The 18,057-nt window shown below is 72.1% G+C and carries 17 protein-coding genes and 1 pseudogene; 6 read left to right on the top strand and 12 right to left on the bottom strand.

The features are described from left to right. Positions 1-418: 418 nt before the first annotated feature. The 10 genes and pseudogenes from ligA to OG335_RS34245 form a co-directional block, all read right to left on the bottom strand. Positions 419-2,449, bottom strand: a complete 2,031-nt coding sequence (ligA, locus tag OG335_RS34290; RefSeq protein WP_405015621.1) for an NAD-dependent DNA ligase LigA — start codon at positions 2,447-2,449, stop codon at positions 419-421. A gap of 187 nt (positions 2,450-2,636) precedes the next feature. Continuing rightward, positions 2,637-2,966 (bottom strand): hypothetical protein, encoded by a 330-nt coding sequence (locus OG335_RS34285; protein WP_405015043.1) that lies wholly within the window; start codon positions 2,964-2,966, stop codon positions 2,637-2,639. Positions 2,967-3,254: 288 nt separating this feature from the next. Continuing rightward, positions 3,255-4,817: pseudogene (gene rho, locus OG335_RS34280) on the bottom strand (transcription termination factor Rho); the annotation flags it as partial. A 620-nt stretch (positions 4,818-5,437) separates the two neighbouring features. Continuing rightward, on the bottom strand, positions 5,438-5,776 hold the full coding sequence (locus OG335_RS34275; RefSeq protein WP_405015042.1) for an RNA polymerase-binding protein RbpA: 339 nt from the start codon (positions 5,774-5,776) through the stop codon (positions 5,438-5,440). Positions 5,777-6,071: 295 nt separating this feature from the next. Further along, entirely contained in the window at positions 6,072-6,458 is a 387-nt protein-coding gene (locus tag OG335_RS34270; RefSeq protein WP_405015041.1) for a hypothetical protein, read from the bottom strand. A 317-nt stretch (positions 6,459-6,775) separates the two neighbouring features. After that, positions 6,776-7,225, bottom strand: coding sequence for an anthrone oxygenase family protein (locus tag OG335_RS34265; RefSeq protein ID WP_405015040.1), 450 nt, complete (start codon positions 7,223-7,225; stop codon positions 6,776-6,778). A gap of 707 nt (positions 7,226-7,932) precedes the next feature. Then, positions 7,933-8,352, bottom strand: coding sequence for a PPOX class F420-dependent oxidoreductase (locus tag OG335_RS34260; RefSeq protein WP_405015039.1), 420 nt, complete (start codon positions 8,350-8,352; stop codon positions 7,933-7,935). Between the two features lie 149 nt (positions 8,353-8,501). Continuing rightward, entirely contained in the window at positions 8,502-9,797 is a 1,296-nt protein-coding gene (locus tag OG335_RS34255) for an MFS transporter (RefSeq protein WP_405015038.1), read from the bottom strand. Continuing rightward, entirely contained in the window at positions 9,794-10,333 is a 540-nt protein-coding gene (locus OG335_RS34250; RefSeq protein ID WP_405015037.1) for an ArsR/SmtB family transcription factor, read from the bottom strand. The genes OG335_RS34255 and OG335_RS34250 overlap by 4 nt, the downstream gene beginning before the upstream one ends. 184 nt (positions 10,334-10,517) lie before the next feature. After that, the gene (locus OG335_RS34245) at positions 10,518-11,039 is read right to left on the bottom strand and encodes a DUF2000 family protein (protein WP_405015036.1); all 522 of its coding nucleotides are present in this window, start codon (positions 11,037-11,039) and stop codon (positions 10,518-10,520) included. Here OG335_RS34245 and OG335_RS34240 point away from each other — a divergent pair. The 4 genes from OG335_RS34240 (at position 11,038) to OG335_RS34225 (ending at position 14,902) form a co-directional block, all read left to right on the top strand. Continuing rightward, positions 11,038-11,892, top strand: a complete 855-nt coding sequence (locus OG335_RS34240) for a helix-turn-helix domain-containing protein (protein ID WP_405015035.1) — start codon at positions 11,038-11,040, stop codon at positions 11,890-11,892. The genes OG335_RS34245 and OG335_RS34240 overlap by 2 nt on opposite strands. A gap of 338 nt (positions 11,893-12,230) precedes the next feature. Beyond that, complete coding sequence (locus OG335_RS34235) at positions 12,231-12,464, top strand: hypothetical protein (protein ID WP_405015034.1); 234 nt, start codon at positions 12,231-12,233, stop codon at positions 12,462-12,464. A 319-nt stretch (positions 12,465-12,783) separates the two neighbouring features. Beyond that, entirely contained in the window at positions 12,784-14,421 is a 1,638-nt protein-coding gene (locus tag OG335_RS34230; protein WP_405015033.1) for a hypothetical protein, read from the top strand. A gap of 334 nt (positions 14,422-14,755) precedes the next feature. Continuing rightward, positions 14,756-14,902, top strand: coding sequence for a hypothetical protein (locus OG335_RS34225; RefSeq protein ID WP_405015032.1), 147 nt, complete (start codon positions 14,756-14,758; stop codon positions 14,900-14,902). Between the two features lie 296 nt (positions 14,903-15,198). On the opposite strand, the gene OG335_RS34220 is transcribed toward OG335_RS34225, so the two are convergent. Next, a complete protein-coding gene (locus OG335_RS34220) occupies positions 15,199-15,639 on the bottom strand; it encodes a hypothetical protein (protein ID WP_405015031.1) in 441 nt (146 codons plus the stop codon). A gap of 542 nt (positions 15,640-16,181) precedes the next feature. Continuing rightward, on the bottom strand, positions 16,182-17,111 hold the full coding sequence (locus OG335_RS34215) for an alpha/beta hydrolase (protein WP_405015030.1): 930 nt from the start codon (positions 17,109-17,111) through the stop codon (positions 16,182-16,184). A 107-nt stretch (positions 17,112-17,218) separates the two neighbouring features. Between OG335_RS34215 and OG335_RS34210 the strand changes: the two genes are divergently transcribed. Then, entirely contained in the window at positions 17,219-17,665 is a 447-nt protein-coding gene (locus OG335_RS34210; RefSeq protein WP_405015029.1) for a MarR family winged helix-turn-helix transcriptional regulator, read from the top strand. Positions 17,666-17,803: 138 nt separating this feature from the next. Continuing rightward, complete coding sequence (locus OG335_RS34205; RefSeq protein ID WP_405015028.1) at positions 17,804-18,052, top strand: hypothetical protein; 249 nt, start codon at positions 17,804-17,806, stop codon at positions 18,050-18,052. Positions 18,053-18,057 lie beyond the last annotated feature (5 nt).

Genomic DNA, 18,057 nt, shown 5'->3' with positions numbered 1-18,057 from the left:
TCGACTCATCCCACCGCTTCGGGTGCCGGCATCGCCAACCCGGTGGACGTTGTCGGTCACAGCAGTAGCCGCAGGAGCCGGCGAGGATCCACCCACGGATCCCCAGGGCGGTCAGCCGGTCGAGCAGTGGCCGGATGCCGGGCGGAGTGCGGGCAGGGCCGAACCCGCACCCGCACCCGGGGGGCCAGGCTCTCCCGGACGGGGTGGCGGCCGCGGGCCGGCCGGGTGACCACCCGCAACACCCCCTGCAGCGGTGACCCGGGCCGCCGGCCTGCCGATCGGACCCACCACCCCATCGACCCGCGAGCGGTCCTGACGGTTCATCAGTCGGTGATGACCCGGTCCCCGCGCCGTACGGCAGCGGGCGGGGCACCCGACGTCGGGTGCCCCGGCCGCTGCGTGGTCAGGTGCCGGTACGTCAGGCCCCGGGCAGGTGGTCGGCGACCCGCTGGGCGAAGTCCGCGGGGGTGAGGATCTCGATGCCGAGCTCCTCGGCCTTGGCGCGCTTGGACCCTGCCTTCTCGCCGGCCACGAGCAGGGTGGTCCGCTTGGAGACCGAGGACGACGCCTTGCCGCCGGCGCGCTCGATCAGTTCGTTCATCTCGTTGCGGGAGAGATCCGCGAGCGGGCCGGTCATGGCGCCGGTGACGACCACGGACTGCCCGGCGAGCGGTCCGGCCCGCTCGCCCGTGTCGGCGGCCGGCCGGACCGGGGCGGTCTCCTCGACGCCGACACCGCGCGCCGCGAGCTTGTCCAGGACGGGGCCGAGCTCGGCCAGCTCGGCGACGATGACCCGGGCCTTCTCGATGCCGATGCCGGCGACCTCGGCGAAGGCCTCCGCGTCCGCGGCACGGATCGCGGCCAGCGACCCGAAGTGGGCGGCGACCCTGCGGGACATGGTCCGGCCGGTGCCGCGCACGCCGAGCGCGCAGAACACCCGGCCGAGCGGCCGGCTGCGCGCAGCCTCGATCGCGGCGAGGAGGTTGTCGGTGCTGGTGGCGCCCATCCGGTCCAGGGCGAGAAGCTGCTCGCGAGTCAGCACGAAGAGGTCGGCGACGTCGGCGACGAGGCCCGCGTCGACGAGTTGGACGGCACGGCTGCCGCCGAGGCCCTCGATGTCGAGCTGGTCGCGGCCGACGGCGTAGCGGATGGAGGCGACGGCCTGGCAGCCGCGGCCGCGCACGCACCGCCAGCGCTGCTGCGAGGTGTCGATGGTGTCGCCGCAGCGGGGGCACACCTCCGGGAAGACGATCGGCTGCTCGTCGCCGGTGCGTTCGTCGACGAGGGGTGCCTCGACGCGGGGGATGACGTCGCCGGCGCGGTAGACGAAGACCTGGTCGCCGAGCATCAGACCGCGGCGGGTGATGTCGGCCGGGTTGTGGAGGGTGGCGTAGGTGACGGTCACGCCGTCGATGAGGACCGGGTCCAGGACGGCGCGCGGGGCGATGACGCCGGTGCGGCCGACGTTCCACTCGACACCGAGGAGGCGGGTGACCTTGTGGACGGCGGCCAGCTTGCGCGCCACCGCCCAGCGCGGTGCACGCGAGCCCGAGCCGACCTGGTCCTGGTCGACCGCGGTGTCGGCCTTGACGACCACGCCGTCGATGCCGAAGGGAAGGGCGGCGCGCAGCGCGGCGATCTCCTCGACGCGCTGCTGCACGTCCTCGACCGTGGCGCAGCGGGCCGGGTGGGCCGCGGTGGTGGCGGCGGTGTTGGCGCCGAGGCCGGCGATGCGCTCCAGGAGGGCGCTGTGGTCCAGTGCCGGGTCCAGGCCGATGGCGTCGTAGGCGAAGAAGGTGAGCTCGACCCGGTAGGCGCGATCGCGGGCGCGGAGGGTGCCGGCGGCGCCGCTGCGGGGGTGGGCGAAGGGGACGGCACCGTGCGCGGTGCGCAGCGTGTTGGCCGTCTCGAACTGGTCCTGCGTCAGGAGCACCTCGCCGCGCAGCTCGACGTCGATCGGCTCGGCGAGGGTGTGCGGCAGGCCGAGGACGGATCCGGTGGCGTGGGTGATGTCCTCGCCGGCGAGCCCGTCACCGCGGGTGATGAGCTGGGCGAGGCGGCCCGCCCGGTAGCGGGCGGCAACCGCGAGGCCGTCGAGCTTCGGCTCCACGCACCACGCGGCGACGGGCCGGCCCAGACGCCGCTCCAGGCCGGCCGCCCAGTCGGCGAGCTCCTCCGGGGAGAAGACGTTGTCGAGGGAGAGCATCGGCACGGTGTGCGGGACGTCGCCGACCGCGGCGCCACCGGCGACCTTCCCCGTCGGGGAGTCGGGCAGGACCTGGTCGGGGTGCTCCTGCTCGTAGGCCTCGATGTCGCGCACCAGCGCGTCGTACTCGTCGTCGCCGAGGTGGGTGCTGCCGTCGGCGTAGTACGCGGCGGCCGCCCGAACGGCAGTGGCGACGGCGTCGGCGTAGGAAGTGGAGGAGTCGAGTGCCATGCGCACCATCATGTCGGCCGGCACCGACAGCCTCGCGGGCCACGCCCGAAGGACGACCTGCACGGCGCCGTGGAGCAGCGCGGACACGCCGTGCTTCCCGATCGGTCCGTCGACCGCACAGGCGAGGTGCGGGCCCCTGCCCTGCCGTGACCGGCCCGGACGCCGGACGGCGCCGCGACCGTCCGACGCCTCGGCACACTCAGCCGGGCAGGACGATCGGCCCGCCGGACGAGTGCGCCAGCGCTGCGAGCTCGTCCAGACCCCGCCCCATCTCGGCGACCGCACCGGCCATCGCGCTCGCCTCCCCACCCTCCGCCGCGTCGGTGCAGTGCTGCGCGCCCTGCCCGAGGAGGGCCAGCGCCTTCGACCAGTGCTGCTGCTCCTGGGTGCCCGGGACCGGCGCCGCCGCCTGGTCCTGGGTGATGTGGAACGTCAGTGCCCGGCACTTCTGCGCGATCGTCTCGCCGTCACCCCCGGGAAGGGCCTGGGTGATGGCAGCGGTGTCGATCTGTATGTCCTTCAGCGCCATGAGGCCGCTGTCCTCCCACCACGTCCTGAGCTGTTCCCCGGTCGTGGCCGACGGCGCCGCCGGGACGGGTGTTGCACCGCTCCTGGGCTGCACCGCGGCGCCGGAGCAGCCCGACACGACCACCACCGCAAGGACGGCAGCCGCTGCGAGGACAGCCGGGACGGGGGTTCGGCGACGGACCATCAGGACTCCGATCATGGACGGTGGGCGCACACGCTGGCGCAACGTCGCACACCAACCGCCGTCGGCCCGGCCCGTACCCGGTACGGCGGCCGGAGCGGTCAGCCGTCAGCCGGCACCGGGCCCGGTCACGGTCACCTGACGGAGGAACTCGGTGTTGCTCGCGGTCCTCCTCAGCCGGTCCAGGAGCAGTTCCATCGCCTGCCGGGTGTCCAGGCCGTTGAGCACGCGGCGCAGCTTCCAGGTCGCGGAGGTGCGGGCGGGGCCGAGGAGGATCTCCTCGCGTCGGGTGCCGGAGGCCTGGACGTCGACAGCGGGGAAGATGCGCTTGTCCGCGAGCCTGCGGTCCAGGCGCAGCTCCATGTTGCCGGTGCTCTTGAACTCTTCGAAGATCAGGTCGTCCATGCGGGAGCCGGTGTCGACCAGGGCGGTGGCCACGATGGTCAGGGAGCCGCCGTTCTCGATGTTGCGGGCTGCGCCGAAGAACTTCTTCGGCTGGTAGATCGCCGCGGAGTCGAGGCCGCCGGTGAGGATGCGGCCGGAGGCGGGGGCTGCGGTGTTGTAGGCGCGGGCGAGCCGGGTGATCGAGTCGAGCAGCACGACCACGTCGTGTCCGAGTTCCACCAGGCGTTTGGCGCGCTCGACGGCGAGTTCGGCGACGGTGATGTGGTCGCGGGCGGGCCGGTCGAAGGTCGAGGCGATGACCTCGCCCTTGACCGAGCGCTGCATGTCGGTGACCTCCTCGGGGCGTTCGTCGACGAGGACGACCATCAGGTGGACCTCGGGGTGGTTGCGGGTGACCGCGTCCGCAATGGCCTGCATGATCATCGTCTTGCCGGTCTTCGGCGGCGCGACGATCAGACCGCGCTGGCCCTTGCCGATCGGGGCGACCAGGTCGATGACGCGGCCGTTCAGCTGCCGCGGGTCGGTCTCCAGGCGCAGCCGTTCCTGCGGGTGGATCGGCGTCAGTCCGGTGAACTCGGGCCGGTCGTGGGCCTGGTCGGCGGCTCGGCCGTTGACGGTGTCGACGTGGGCCAGGGCCGGGCGGCGGTCGCCGTCGCGGTGGGCGCCGGTGGCTCCGGTCAGTACGTCGCCGGGGCGCAGGCCGAAGGCGCGCACCTGGGCCATGGACACGTACAGGTCGTCCGGCCCGGATTGGTAGCCGGAGGTGCGCAGGAAGGCGTGGTCGTTCCGGATGTCCAGGACGCCGGAGGCCGGAACGAGATCGCTCGTCGGGGTCGACGCGGCCTGGCGCGATCGGTGGCCGGCCGGTGTCCGCCGCGGCGGGGCTTCAGGTGCGGTGCGGGGACGGGCGGCGCCGGAGGGTCGGGGGTTCGTGGCCGGACGGGCGGTGGCGCGTCGGGCGGTGATCGCATCGACGAGCTCGCCCTTGCGAAGCCGTGCGGTGCCCGGGATGCCGGGGGTGGAGGCGAGTTGGTGGAGTTCTGCCCGCGGCGGGCCGTCGAGCGCGGGGCGGTCGGCGGCCGGTTCGCGCAGGACGGTTCGGGATGCGGTTGACGGTTCGGTCGTGGTGCTCACGAGAGGGTCCTCCCCTGGAGGTGATGTCGAAGGGCGGCAGTACCAGGTGCGCCGTGCAGCTCCAGGCGCGCCGGAACGGGTGGTGTCCGGTGTCCGAGCAGGGCCGGCCGTGGCTGGCTGGCTGGCTGGCTGGCTGGCTGGCTGGCTGCGGCATGGTCGGCGCGGTGTCTGCATGCGACCTGGGCCTGCGTATGGCGCGACGTCGGAAAACGTGTCGCCGTGATCTGTGGTGCGGTCTCCCGTGGCAGGAAGTACCTCTGCCGGTTTTCTCGACCGCGATCAGCTCGCGGGAGGGGGTGGAGCGGTCCCTTGCCGACCATGGTAGCAGGCCCGCCGACCGACTCCTCGGGATTTCGGCGGGCCTGGGCCGCGGAGACGACGACCGCGGCGCTGGACGGAACCGGTCCGAGTGCTGCACCACCCCGTACGGGGAGGTGGGGCGGATGCCGTCCGGCCCGAACCGGGCGCGGGCCCGGTCCGGTCCGGTCCGGCGGAGGCTTCGGTGTGGCACGCCGGGTCGTGGAACGGGCCGTAGCCAGCCGACCCGGCGGGGCCTCGGCCGCGCCGCGGATGCCGTCCGCCGCGCGGGTGGGTGTGCGGACCCGGGTGCGCCGGAGGCCGGGGCCGGCGTAGGGGCCGGCGCCGGTCGCACGGCGGAGGACGAGCCGGTGACGGGGGGCGGCCCCCGTCTCGGCGGGCAGCGGTCGGCCGCCGCGCCGGATCGCCTCCGCCGGAGCGCGGTCGCGAAGAGGTCAGATGGTGCCGCGCAGCTTGGCCAGTGCCTCGTTGAGCAGGATCTCGCCGTCTTCCTGGCTTCGGCGCTGCCGGACGTAGCCCAGGTGCGTCATGTAGGGGGCGTTGCCCGCGGCGACGGGGGCCTGGTCGGGGTCAGGGCCGGCGGGCAGGCCGCACTTGGGACAGTCCCACGTCTCCGGGACCACGGCCTCGATCGCGAAGCTGGGCTGGGTGTGGTGGCCGTTGCCGCACCAGAACGACACCGACTTGCGGGGGGCGAGGTCGCCCCGCTCGGACTCCCCCATCGGCCCCGCCCCGATGCGGGAACCCCTGATGCCACTACGTCCTTGTGCCACGATCGCTCTCCTCGGCCATGATGTCCACGCGTCGGATGTGCATGGGGAGGCCCAGCCTAACGGCCAGCCTCCCCCAACGCTGTCACGGCCTCCGTGGCTCGCTCCAACGCCTCACCCCGGCCCGGACGTTGTCGCCCCGCCCCGATGCTTCCACCGCTGGTCACGAACGCCGTCGGCTCGCGCCGCTGCCGGTCCTCCCCGGCGAGAGCCTCGGCCGCTGCGGATGAAGCTGAAGTGAACCACGTGCGGTGCCGTCCCCAGGGTGCCGCGCGGCCGCAGCCTGCACCCGACCCACTCAGCGGGCCGGCATGCCGCCGTGGGGGGTGTTGACCACCAACGGCAGAGATCCTTCAGCAAGGTAGAAGTGCCCGGGGAAGTAGTCGACGTGGAGGTGGCCCCCGTCCTCGGCGGAAGCCATGGCGTGCAGATTGTCCGCGAGCACCGCCCTGCCGGCGGGGTCACCGCTGATCACGAGGATCTGCCGCTCAGGGTCGAGTCGGACAAGGACCCCGGGGCTGGAAGTCCCCTTGACCTCGACCCCCGCCAGGGCGTTGCCACCCGGCGAAGCCGTGGAGCCGAGCCGGCCCTCGCCGGTGGCAACCGCGACCGCCAGGCGAGTCAACTCCTCTGCCGAGGCGGTGAGATCCACGTCGCCGTGGACGGGGTCGCAGACGAGCCTCACGCGATCAGCGCTCCTTCCAGGTCGGCCCCCCATGATGCCTCGCCGCCGGCCCGCGCCACGTGTTCACTGCAACGCGGCGCGAGACGCAGAGCCCCGACCCGGTCGACAACGGAGGTGAAGGGCTGGAGACGACCCCGACAGGATCCTGCCGGACGCGGCACGCGCGGCCGCCCTGGCGGTCCGCCAGCGGGAAGCCTGACCGCGTGCTCCGTCACCTGGTGGCCGAGCCCGCTGGGCCGGACGAATTCACCGCCCATCCGTTCGGCGCTGCCGTTGGACTTCTTGCAGATGCGGCACCGGGACACGCCCATGAACCGTCACCGGCCGAGGGCGACCGCGAACAGGGCGAAGGCGAGCACGATCACGCCCTCCCGCACATAGTGGTAGCGGTCCCAGCGACCCGCCTGCTGCCTCCAGTCGGCGGGCCTGCCCTCCGAGGTCCAGGTCTTGGCCCGGTTGTTGATCGGCACCAGCAGCAGCAACGACATCGCCACGCTCACCGCCAGCAGCGCGGTGGCCGCCGCGACCAGCGAGGCACCCGCACCTCCCCAGGCCACGGCGGCCCAGACCGCGCCGAGCAGCATGGAGCCGATGTACCAGAAAGGCATGACCCGGCCGAGCACCCGGGCCCCGTCGCTGCGGGCGGCGATGCAGCTGTCGTCGGGGAGCCGGTCCAGGATCGGGTTGACGAACACCGCCACCGCGAACTCCACGCCCACCATCACTCCGACCACGACGACCGTGATGACTGCCAGTGCGTTCTGCACGACCCCTCCCCAGGGCTTGTTCTAGCTGCGCTAGATTCTGATGCGATACTAGACATGCCATTGCTCCTATGTCTAGCGACGCTAGAAGAAGGTGCGGCCGCACAGGACCGCACGGAACAGGAGGGGCCGATCGCCACCGGCCGACCGTCTGCGGGTGGCCCGAGTCGGATCCTCGGTGGCGCGTGTGCCGTGGTGGTGGTGTTGGTGACTGCGACTGCGACCGCGTGCGGGCCGGTCGACGGCAGGGGCCGGGGCGCCACCGCGGCGTCGGATGTGCCGACGACTTCCACGTCTTCGGCCCCGTGCACCAGCGGACGGTCACACCGGGTGGCGGCCGGGTCGCCACCCTCGTCGAGTACCCCGCTACGCGGTTCCCCATCAGGGCACCCGCCGGACCGGGGCCCGGAACTCCGCACCTCATCGGGTGCCGGATGCCGGAAGGCGTACCGAAACGCCGCCGACGGTGCGTCATGCAGCGTCCGGGAGCGCGCCGGTACGGACTGCCGCCGGCGGTAGAACGCGGAACGGAGGACGGGCAGGAGCCTGCGGAACCGCTTCGCGCCGTAGGCGTCGTGGCGGGTCGGCGGGTCGGCGGGTCGGCGACCACTGTGCGGCGGCTCACCGGTTCGTCCTGCCCGCAGCACACTTCGCTGCCCGGCGCGGGATCCCCCGCTCCGGCCCGAGCCCCTTCACCCGGCCCTACGGCCTCACCGGACGATGTCGCGCGCGGTGCTGCCCTTCTCCGCCAGGTTCCAGCTGATGATGCGGTCGGGGTGGACCCGGATGATCTCGTGGGAGAAGAACCCGGGGGCCACCGGCGGGACCTCGACGGTCAGGAGTTCCACGTGCCCGCGGATCTCGACCCCGCGCCCCCAGCCGGGTGCCACGGCATCGGGGTCGTCGGCCGACGTCATGTCGTCGACCAGGAACGAGACATGCGGGACACGGACCACGTTGCGGTATTTCCGGCTGGCGGTCATCTTGGGACCGCCGATGTCGACGGTGCCGTCCTCGTTCAACCGGAACCCGACCGGTCGCACCTGCGGTTCGCCGCCCGGCCCGACGGTGGCCAGCCGGCCGAGCCGCTGTCCGGCGAGGTAGTGGAGCTCCTCGGGGGTGAAAACCATGGCTCTGGTGCTCCGTCTCTGCGGGGACTGTCTACTCCCTGACGACGGTAGAAGCTGAAGCGCGCTTGAAGTCAAGAGAGCCGGGCGCCAGACGCTCCGAGAGCAGAGAAGAGGAGCGCCGAGCGGGGCCCGGCGCCGGCTCGACGACCTCATGGAGCCTGGATGGCACCCTCCCGGGCGGGATCCCGGGATTCGAGGTCGTCCGGCTCACCAACCGGGGCGGCGGCACGCAGCGCCGCCTCGACCCGGCGGTTGCCGGTCATGGCCGCCGTGACGGCGGTCATGGTGAGGAGGAGGCCGGCGGCGGTGTAGAGCGGGGTACGGACGTCGTAGGTCGTCGCCAGCCAGCCGCCGAGGAAGGCACCGAAGGGAGCGGCGCACATGGCGAGCATGCGGGAGGTGGAGGCGACCCGGCCCATCAGGTGGGCGGGGACGATCGCCTGCCGGAGGGAGGGGCCGAGCACCATCGTGGCGCCCATGCCCGCTCCGCAGACGGCGAGCGCGAGGCCGGCGACGTACGGGTTCGGGGCGGCGGCAAGGCCCAGGACGGCGAGGCCCTCGACCGCGGCCGTGCAGGTCAGGGCGGTTCCGGTGCCGAGCCGCCGGCCGAGGAAGGAGGCGATGCCCGCGCCGAGCAGACCGCCGGTGGCCTCCGCCGTGAGGAGAAGACCGAAGCCGAAGGTGCCGATGCCGAGACGGTCGTGCGCGAAGAGGGCGAGTACGGTCTCCACGGCGATGAAGGCGATGTTCCCGACCGCCGGACGCAGCGCCAGTCCGAGCAGCAACCGGTCCTGGAACACGTACGAGGCGCCGGCCCGCGCCTGCCGCAGCAGCGACTCACGGGCCTGCGGTACGGGCCTGGGTACGGCGGGCAGCGACCGTACGAGCAGTGCGGAGAGCGCGAACGACACCGCGTCGGAGAGCAGGGGGACCGCCCGCCCGAGCGTGAGCAGGGCACTGCCCGCAGGCGGCCCCGCGAAGCCGGACGCGGCGGTCTGGGCGCCGCGCAGGCGGGAGTTCGCGCGTTCCAGGAGCACGGGGTCACGGCCGAGCAGATCCGGCAGGTAGGCCGTGGCGGCCGTGTCGAAGAAGAGTCCGCCGAGGCCGAGCAGGAAGGCGACGGCACCGAGCAGCGGAATGCTCAGCACGTCGAGCGCGGCCGCCGCCGCCGGTATCGCGAGCAGCACCGCACGCGCCGCGTCCGCGACCCACATCGTGCGGCGACGGTCCCAGCGGTCCACCAGCGCGCCGCCGAGCACACCGAAGAGCAGCCACGGCAGCGTGCCCGCGGCCGTGACGACGGCGAGGGCCATCGGGTCCCGCGTCAACGTCAGCGCGAGCAGCGGCAGCGCGGCGTGCGTCACCCCGTCACCGAGCGAGGACACCGTCTGCGCGGTCCACAGCCGCCCGAACCCGGCTGGCAACTTCTTCGTTTCCGAGGTCACTTGGCGTCCCCTTCGGTCTGCCGGCGCGATGCGGGGTGGAACAGTGCGAAGACGAGGGACGCGTCCGGCAGCGACGGATCGGACAGCTCCCGGTACTCGTCCGCCAGTGCCTGCAGCCGCGCCGCCAGCTCCGCGAACTGCTCCTCGGTGAGCCGCAGATGCGCCATCCGTACGTGCCGCTCGCCGTCCACCGGCGACGCCTCCAGGTCCGCCACCGCATGCCGCATCAGCACGTCCGGCCCTCCCTCGCCCGGATCCGGCAGCACGATCGCCCGCGCGGCCATCGCGTAGTACCGCTCGGTGACCCCCCGGACCTTCCGCGTTCGCACCACCTTCACCAGGCCGGCCCGTTCGAGCAGCCGTACGTGGTAGCTGGAACTCCCCTTCGCAAGACCCACGCGTTCGGCGATCTGCGTGATCGTCGCGGGCTCGAAGCGGAGCACGGCCATGATCCGGTGGCGCGTGAGACTGGAAACGGCGCGCAACTGCTCGTCAGTGGTGACGTGGAACGCCTCGGGGACGTCGTCGGTGGGCATGCCCCCAATGGTCAACGTTTCTTGACCATTCGTCAAGAGAGTTTCGGGGGCCATCGGGGCAACCGGGCCGCGGACCCCACCGGGTGAGCGGAAGACCGCTCGCGCTTCTCACCGCCCGTGGCCGGCAGACGCGGTCGGCGCGGTCGGCGCGGTGCTCACGGTCACCGCAGCAAGGCCGCACCGCTCAGGGATGCATCCGCGCGCCCTTCAGCACCTTGTCCACCGCGTTGCGCGCCCCGTACACGGCCATCCCCACCAGATCGAGCCGGTCCCCGCCCACCGCTCGTACCGCCGCCCGGTTGTCCCGGTCATGGCCTGTGCCGAACAGGTCCGACGTGAACACGGCACTCGGCAGCGAGCGGGACCGCGCACGACCGTGCGCGGCGGAGAGCGCCTCCTTCGAACCCTGGAAGACCAGTACGGGCTGGCGGAACATCGGCAGGTACACGGTGCCGTCTGCGTCCTGGTACGGCTCGCCGACCACCTCGGGTGACGCCGTACCGAGCCCGCTGACCAGGAAGGCGGTGACGTTCAGCCGCTGCCAGGGCTCGAGGTCGCAACGCAGCAGAACGGCGATCTTGGTGTCGAAGCGGACAGGAGCGTTCTCGTCCACGGTCTCGGTCTCGGTCTCAGTCGCGGTCGCGGTCGCCGCTCCGGCTCCGGCTCCGGTCTCGGCTCCGGTCTCGGCTTCGTTCTCGGTTCTCATGCTTCGAGACTGGCCGGTGCACGCCTTCTCCGTCTTGTACGTTCTTTGCGTGACAGCCCGGCAGGAGATCTCCGCTTGGCGCCCGCCCGTAGCGGGTGTCGTCGAGGTGTTCCACGCCCACTTCACCGAGCACGCGTACCCCATGCACGTCCACGACGCCTGGACCCTGCTGATCGTCGACGACGGCGCGGTCCGCTACGACCTGGACCGTCACCAGCGCGGCACACCGAGCGACACCGTGAGCCTGCTCCCGCCACAGGTCCCCCACAACGGCTCACCTGCCACCCCGCGCGGCTTCCGCAAACGCGTGGTCTACCTCGACATGACGCACCTGGACGAGAGCTTCATCGGGCCGGCGGTGGACGGCCCGGACCTCATCGACCCCGTCCTGCGCGGACACGTCGGACACCTGCACACGGCCCTTTCGAACCGGGGCGACGAATTCGAGGCGGAAAGCCGTCTGGCCCTCATCGCCGAGCGCCTGCGCGAGCGCCTGCGCCCCGGGCCGGCCTCCGGCGGCGCGGCGCCCGACCACAGCATCGCCCAGAGCCTGCGCGACCTCCTCGACGAACGCCTGATCGAGGGCGTCCCCCTGGACGAGGCCGCGTCCCTGGTCCATGCCCACCCCGCCCATCTCGTGCGGGCTTTCAGCGGCACCTTCGGCATCGCTCCGCACCAGTACGTGGTGTCCCGTCGCATCGACCTGGCCCGCCGTCTGCTTCTCGACGGACAGCCCCCGCGCGAGGTCGCGACCGCCGCAGGCTTCTACGACCAGTCCCACCTCACCCGGCACTTCAAGCGGATCGTGGGCACCACTCCGGGCCGGTACACCAGGGCCACCGGCTCCGCATAGACCCGTCGGCCGCGCTTCCTCTCCAGCAGGAGAAGGCCGCTCACGGCCTGCCCGGCGACCACCGGCCGATGACGCGCTGCTGCTGCAATTCACCGGCGCCCTGGTCTCGGATGTCGAAGAGCTTCTGCGCGACGTCGCCGGGCAGCCACTGGCCGACGGCGCGCTCGCGGCCGTCGTCGGTGAAGTGAATGGATTTCCGCGCGGTCCCGCGAGCAGTGCGAGCAAGTGAACCGAGGTTTCACCAAGACCGGGTAGGCATAAGCGTGGTGAGTGATGCGGGAACCGGTCGGATACAGAAACGCGGAATCCCGCGCACTCCTCTTCCTGCTGTCTCCTTCGTGGTGATGTTCGGCGCCAGTTCCTGCAGTTGGGATCAGGAGGAGACCGGACCGGAGCACTTTCCGGGCGCCTTTCCCGGGTCTCACAGTGATGCCGGTTCCGAGCAGGCATTTCGTGGTTTCGGCATCTCCGCGCCCGAGCCGATGACGGACCTCGGGTACTACGCCAAGTCCAAGGATGACGCGTATCCCATGGCTGCGGTGTTCGCAACGAAAACGGGCCGGGGCGGGTGACGGGACCGGGCCCGTCGAGGGGCGGGCTGGAAAGTGCGCGGGGCGAAGGCGGGTAGAGGCCGGCGCGGTGTCCGCGCGTGGAGTACGGAATGGGCGGCCGGGGCGCTCTGCCGAGGATGAAGCCCGGGTTCGCCGCAGTACCGCGAACTCGTCGGCGCCTACCGGCAACGGCCGCGGGAGGAGGCCCCGAACAGGAGCTGTAATGGATCGAGCACCGTAGTTCGCCGCGGTCCCGTCAGCATTCGCTCCTCGTGGTATTCGCCGCTCACCGGCGGGACGGCGTGCGAGAATGCGGACGATCCGTCTGGAGGACCACCCGATGCCTGAATCCCTGTCCGTCGGCCGTGTCCTCGGAGGCGGCTCCTTCCCCGAGATCGGCGAGCCCCTGGTGGCCCTGCGCTGCGAAGCGCGGGGAGAGATCGCCGTCGGGGGTGATCTCGGGAACCTGTACTGGTCCGGCCGGTCCGTCAGCGGCTGGCGCGGCCACCGCGTCGGTGTCTACGGGCTCGACGGGCTGGACTGCCGACAGGTCGTCGGCACCCGGTGGCCGGTGAACTCGCTCGACTTCCATCCGAGCCTGCCGCTTCTGGCCGTCGGCACCGGCTCGTACGACGGCGGCTACTTGTTCGAGGGTGAACTGCTGCTCGTCCACCTGACGAACGGGACCGTGGTCTCTGCGCTCGAGCATCACCGCGAGGTCCGCCGGGTGCGGTGGCGGGAGGACGGCCTCGCCCTCGAACTGGTCGTGGCCCCGCCCGACGAGAACGCGGCGAAGAAGCCGTTCACACACGGTTCCGCCGTCGCCGTCGAACGGGAGGACTGGCTTGCCGTCGCCGACCGGAGCATCGCGGCCCATGAACTCATCGGGCCGCGGGTCGAAGCCGGGCGGCGGCCGGACGGCGCGGAGGAGGCCGCCCGGGACATGGTCGACGCGCTCGGTGACGCACGGGAGAAGCGGCGGTCGTCGCGGCGCCAGGTCTGGGCGGTGGAGGCACTGGCCGACGGCAGGGTGCTGGCCGCACTCGAAGGCACGAAGCTGGAGAGCTGGCTTCCTTCCGGCAGGTTTCAATGGTCGGTCCCCGACCCCGACGGTGCACGTCAGCTGTACGTCTGCCCCGATCAGGAGTCCGCCTGGGTGCACGTGGCCCACCCGGGTCGCTGGAGCGGCTCCGGTTGGAAGGACCGCAACAGCACGGTCGAGCGGCTCTCCCTCGCCGACGGCAGCACGCTGGATACGGCCGAGGTCGCCTTCCCCGCCGTCCTGACGGCCGACCTCGACGGCCGTATCGCGCTCCGCGACACCCGCCAGGACGAGCCGAAGTCCCCGATCGTGCTGCTCTCCCCGGAGCACCGGGAATCCGTCGGCGTGGCCATCGGCGGCTACGACTGCTTCAACAACTACTTCCCGGTCCGGTACAGCCCCGAACTGCTCTTTCTCCAGGGCAAGAAGAAGAAGTACTGGAAGGACAAGTGGATCGTCTCCGTCATCCCGCGCGCAGACGGTGGCGAGCCGGAGATCCGCCGGCTCTTCCCCCTCGAATGGGACACGGACCGCCACGGTCACCTGTGGGGCGGCCCAGCAGTTCGCCTCGCCGACGACAGCGGCGAGGGCGGTGCCCTGGTGCACGCCGGCGAGGTCCACGATTCGCAGGGGCCGCAGCCCGAGCGCGCCTTCATCGTCCGGCGTCGCTTCCCGGACGGTCTGCCGCAGTGGCTGTTCACCGCTGACCACCCCGCCACGGCGCTGGACACCGACGGTCAGATCATCTTCGCCGCCCTTTCCTCCGGTGAGGTCGTCGCGCTCGATGCAGCAGACGGCACCCTGCGCTGGCGCACCCGCCTCGGAGTCGACGGCATTCCGACCGTTCCGCTGTCCCTTGCGGTGGCGGGCCCCCGGCAGCTGCTCATCGGCACGGTGGACGGCCGGATTCTCGTGTGCGAGATCGCGGCCGACTGAGAGGGGGCCGAAGAGTCCCGGGTACCGGGTGAGGAGGCGTACGGACCGCGATGGACCGCGGTGGCCATATGGACCGCGGTGGCCATGGGTGATCGATCGGCGGTCGGATTCGCCTGCGGCGTGCGCTCGAGGTCACCGATCGCCGTTGACAGGGCCGTCTGCCGCACCGGGTAGGAGCCGGGGCGGTCTGCAAGCTGCGGCCGGCTCGTAAAGCCACGTGCGGAGACGTCCAGGCTCCGGGTGCTGAGCCCGGGATACCCGTTCTCGAGAGCCGTCTTCCGAATGCAGGTGCCCGGTCCCGCCCGCGGTCACTGCCTCGACCGACCGGAGAGACATGCCACTCGACTCCACCACGATCCGGATGAAGAACGGTGCGGTGACGACGATCACCTGGCGCGGCGTCGTCCTGGCCGCCGCCACCGGCCCGGACTTCCCCTCCGGGAACCGCTACGACCGGAGTTCCACTCCGGCAATGCCATGAGGGCCCTGCACGAGCTCGGTATCACCCTGCTCGAACGGGAAGAGGGCGGCAGCGACAGCATGGTGCCGATGGCCTTCGCTCCCGACGGCCTTCCACTCGGCAAGCACCGGGACGGAACACCCAAGGGTGAGCGGATCCGACGGCCCGACCGACGGAGGCCACCACCGCCGACACGCACCGGACCGTGGCCGCATCCGGGCCCGCCGACGGCCGCGCCCCGTCCACCCCGTCCCCTCCCCCGCCCTCCACCGGCGGGTTCGGGGGCCGAGCGCCGACGCTCCGGCCGGGGCGTCGCCTCAGCACAGGGCGGGATGGGCGAGGTCCAGCGTGAGCCGGTTGTGCCAGTCGTTGGTGCAGACGACGGTCATGCCCTCGAAACGGGCACCGATGAACGGGTTGGAGTGAAAGAGCGACATCACCCAGCGCAGCGAGCGGTCGGGGTCGAGGCGGGCGAGGTAGCCGATGTTGCCCATTCCGCTGCCGCCGCCGAGCAGCAGGCCCGATCCGTCGGGCAGTGGCTCCTCGAAGTAGGGGTCGACGGTGGTGGCGCCGCACTCGCGCAGCGCCTCCAGCGGGTCGAAGGGCTCGCCGAACCCGAACGGGATCGGCTGCCCGGCGTCGTGGTGGTAGGCGCCGGGGCCCGGCACGTCCACCTCCAGGGCGGTGTCGTCCGGCCTGTACAGGCCGTCGACGAACGGCATCTCCCCGTCCGCCCACAACTGCTCGATGATCCCCACGACTCCACCCGTCCGTACCGTCCGTACCGTTCGTGCCGGGGCCCGGTGGTGCCCGGCCTTCTCTTCGACCCGGCCGACCGTCAAGAGCCCGACACCGCATGATCGTTCATCCGCCGAAGGGTACCGATTCGAGTACCCCGACGACCTGCGGATGCCCGGCTCGGGCTGGAAGCCGCCCGGACCGCATGCTCGGCACTCCTCGCTGCGGCGCCCGGCCCGGGCCGGACCTGTTGCCGAGCGCACGGCACAGGAGCAGCATGCGGAGGACCGCTGTCCGCCGACCGCCGGGCAGGACGCCACGACCACCGTCCGGAGCACTGCTGGACGTACTCCTACCGAGCGGAGCGTCCGGCCGGCGGCCGGTCGTTGCCCGCAGGTGTCCTCGTCAGCCCGGACCGGCCCGGCGGTTGGCGGCAACGCGGTTTCCGCCGGCCGAGGCCGGCAGCAGCATCGCGCACCGGTAGGGCCGTTGGACACGGGATGTCGGCGACGGTGGTTCTGCGAGCGTCGCCGACATCGCGTGAAGGTGGCCCGGGCCGACGTCAGCGGACCGGTTCGAGGCGGTCGGCCCCCGGGTGTCCGGCGCCCAGGTGCGCGGTGAGGAAGCGGGCGGCGCGGTCGAGTGCGGCGTCGGCCTCGTCGAGGTGCCCGTAGTGGTGTTGGAAGACATGGGGAAGTCCGGCCCCGACTTCGAGCGTGACCTCGACGTCGTCGGCGCCCGCGCGGCCGGCCAGCCGGACCGCGTCGTCGAGCAGCAGCTCGTTCGCCCCGACCTGTACGAGCAGTGGCGGCAGCCCGGTGAGGTCGGCGAACACCGGACTGGCCAGAGGATGCGCCCTGTCGCCCGCCCCGACGTAGAGATCGGCGAAGGCGCGCACGTCGGCCTCGGTGAAGATGGGGTCGGTGCCCTCTTTGGAACGGATGCTCCCCCCCGCGAGGGTGAGGTCGGCCCAGGGCGAGAAGACGACCGCGGCGGCCGGTTGCGGCAGTCCGGCCTCCCGGGCCGCGAGCAGCGTGGCGATGGTCAGTCCGCCGCCGGCGGAGTCACCGGCCACGACGAGGTCCCGCGGGTCGGTACCCGCCGCCAGCAGCTCGCGATAGGCCGCGATCCCGTCGTCGACGGCCGCGGGGAAGGGGTGCTCGGGGGCCAGCCGGTAGTCCACCGACACCGCTCGCAGCCCGGCGCGGCGGGCCAGTTCACCGACCAGCCCTGCATGGGTTTCCGGTGAGCCGACGACGTAGCCGCCGCCGTGCAGGTAGAGCAGCCGGCCGCGGCCGGAGGCTTCGGCCGGCTCCAGCTCCAGGGCCGGCCGGCCGCCCAGGACGGTCCTGCGGGTGACCACGCCCTCCGGCGCGGGACGGGTGAGTGCTGCGGCGAAACCGCTGCGCTGTTCCTCGGCGGTGGGCCGCGTCTCGCTGCGAGGGGCGGAGCGGAGCACGGCGTCCAGGGCGTCACGTTGCTGTCGGGACATGTGGGGCCTCCATGGGTCGGGGTGCGAGAATGGATTCCCGGGAATCCATCTGCTGGGTCCAACTGGATTCCAAGGAAGATAATTCCTGAACATCCACTGGAGGCAATGTGAGCCACGTCACTCCGATCTTCACCGATCTCGTCCGCGTCGAGACCCGGCTCTACAACGCGACGAGCACCCGGCTGCGCGCCGAACAGGGTCTGGGGCTGGGGCAGTTCGAGTTTCTGGAGATCATCGACCGCGTACCGGGGTGCCGTGTGCTCGACCTCGTCGGCGAACTGGCGATCACCGTGGGGGCCGTCAGCAAGGCGGTCGACCGGCTGGTGGCCGCAGGCTGGTGCCTGCGGGTCGCGCACCCCCGGGACCGCCGCTCGTCCGTCCTGCGCCTCACACCCGAGGGCGAGAAGCGGTTGGCCGCTTCCCGCCTCGTCGTCGAAAGCGAGCTCGCCTCACTGACCGCGACGGTCTCCCCTGACGACCTGGCCCGCATCGCTTCAACCCTGGCCACCCTCCGCGCGACCCTTGAGGCGGGCTCCCACGGTCGGCCGGGCTGACTCGAACCCCTGGTCGCCTCCTTGCGTCAGACCCAGGGGTTACTAGCATGGAGGCATGACGCCTCATCAGGGTGGCACGCAGTAGGTACCGCCCTCGACGAGTCCGATGCCCGCACCCCACCGGGAACGAGGACCGCAGTGCCTGAACGCCTCGTCCCCAGCGGCTTCCGCCGGTGCGGCTGCGGACAGCAGGTCGGCCTGGGCGGATTCTCCGCCCCCGGCCACGACAAGGCCCCCGACACCTCCATCACCGCGGCCGCCGTCCGGAACGCCGTCCGGAACGCCGGCGGGGCGGAGTGCGAGCGCTGCGGCTACCGCGGCACCCCCGCCGGCATGCGCGACCACGAGAAGAAGCCCCACACGTCCGACCAGCCTGCCGAGCAGTGAGGACA

It is taken from the genome of Kitasatospora sp. NBC_01539 (assembly GCF_045040525.1).
Taxonomy (GTDB): domain Bacteria; phylum Actinomycetota; class Actinomycetes; order Streptomycetales; family Streptomycetaceae; genus Kitasatospora.
The sequence above is the reverse complement of the archived record's forward strand: the minus strand, read 5'-3'. Positions and strand labels throughout refer to the sequence as shown.

Coding starts and splice junctions, on each gene's coding strand:
- ligA (WP_405015621.1), bottom strand. CDS start 2,449: ATGATGGTGCGCATGGCACTCGACTCCTCCACTTCCTACGCCGACGCC.
- OG335_RS34285 (WP_405015043.1), bottom strand. CDS start 2,966: ATGGCGCTGAAGGACATACAGATCGACACCGCTGCCATCACCCAGGCC.
- OG335_RS34260 (WP_405015039.1), bottom strand. CDS start 8,352: ATGGTTTTCACCCCCGAGGAGCTCCACTACCTCGCCGGACAGCGGCTC.
- OG335_RS34250 (WP_405015037.1), bottom strand. CDS start 10,333: ATGCCCACCGACGACGTCCCCGAGGCGTTCCACGTCACCACTGACGAG.
- OG335_RS34240 (WP_405015035.1), top strand. CDS start 11,038: ATGCTTCGAGACTGGCCGGTGCACGCCTTCTCCGTCTTGTACGTTCTT.
- OG335_RS34245 (WP_405015036.1), bottom strand. CDS start 11,039: ATGAGAACCGAGAACGAAGCCGAGACCGGAGCCGAGACCGGAGCCGGA.
- OG335_RS34230 (WP_405015033.1), top strand. CDS start 12,784: ATGCCTGAATCCCTGTCCGTCGGCCGTGTCCTCGGAGGCGGCTCCTTC.
- OG335_RS34225 (WP_405015032.1), top strand. CDS start 14,756: ATGCCACTCGACTCCACCACGATCCGGATGAAGAACGGTGCGGTGACG.
- OG335_RS34215 (WP_405015030.1), bottom strand. CDS start 17,111: ATGTCCCGACAGCAACGTGACGCCCTGGACGCCGTGCTCCGCTCCGCC.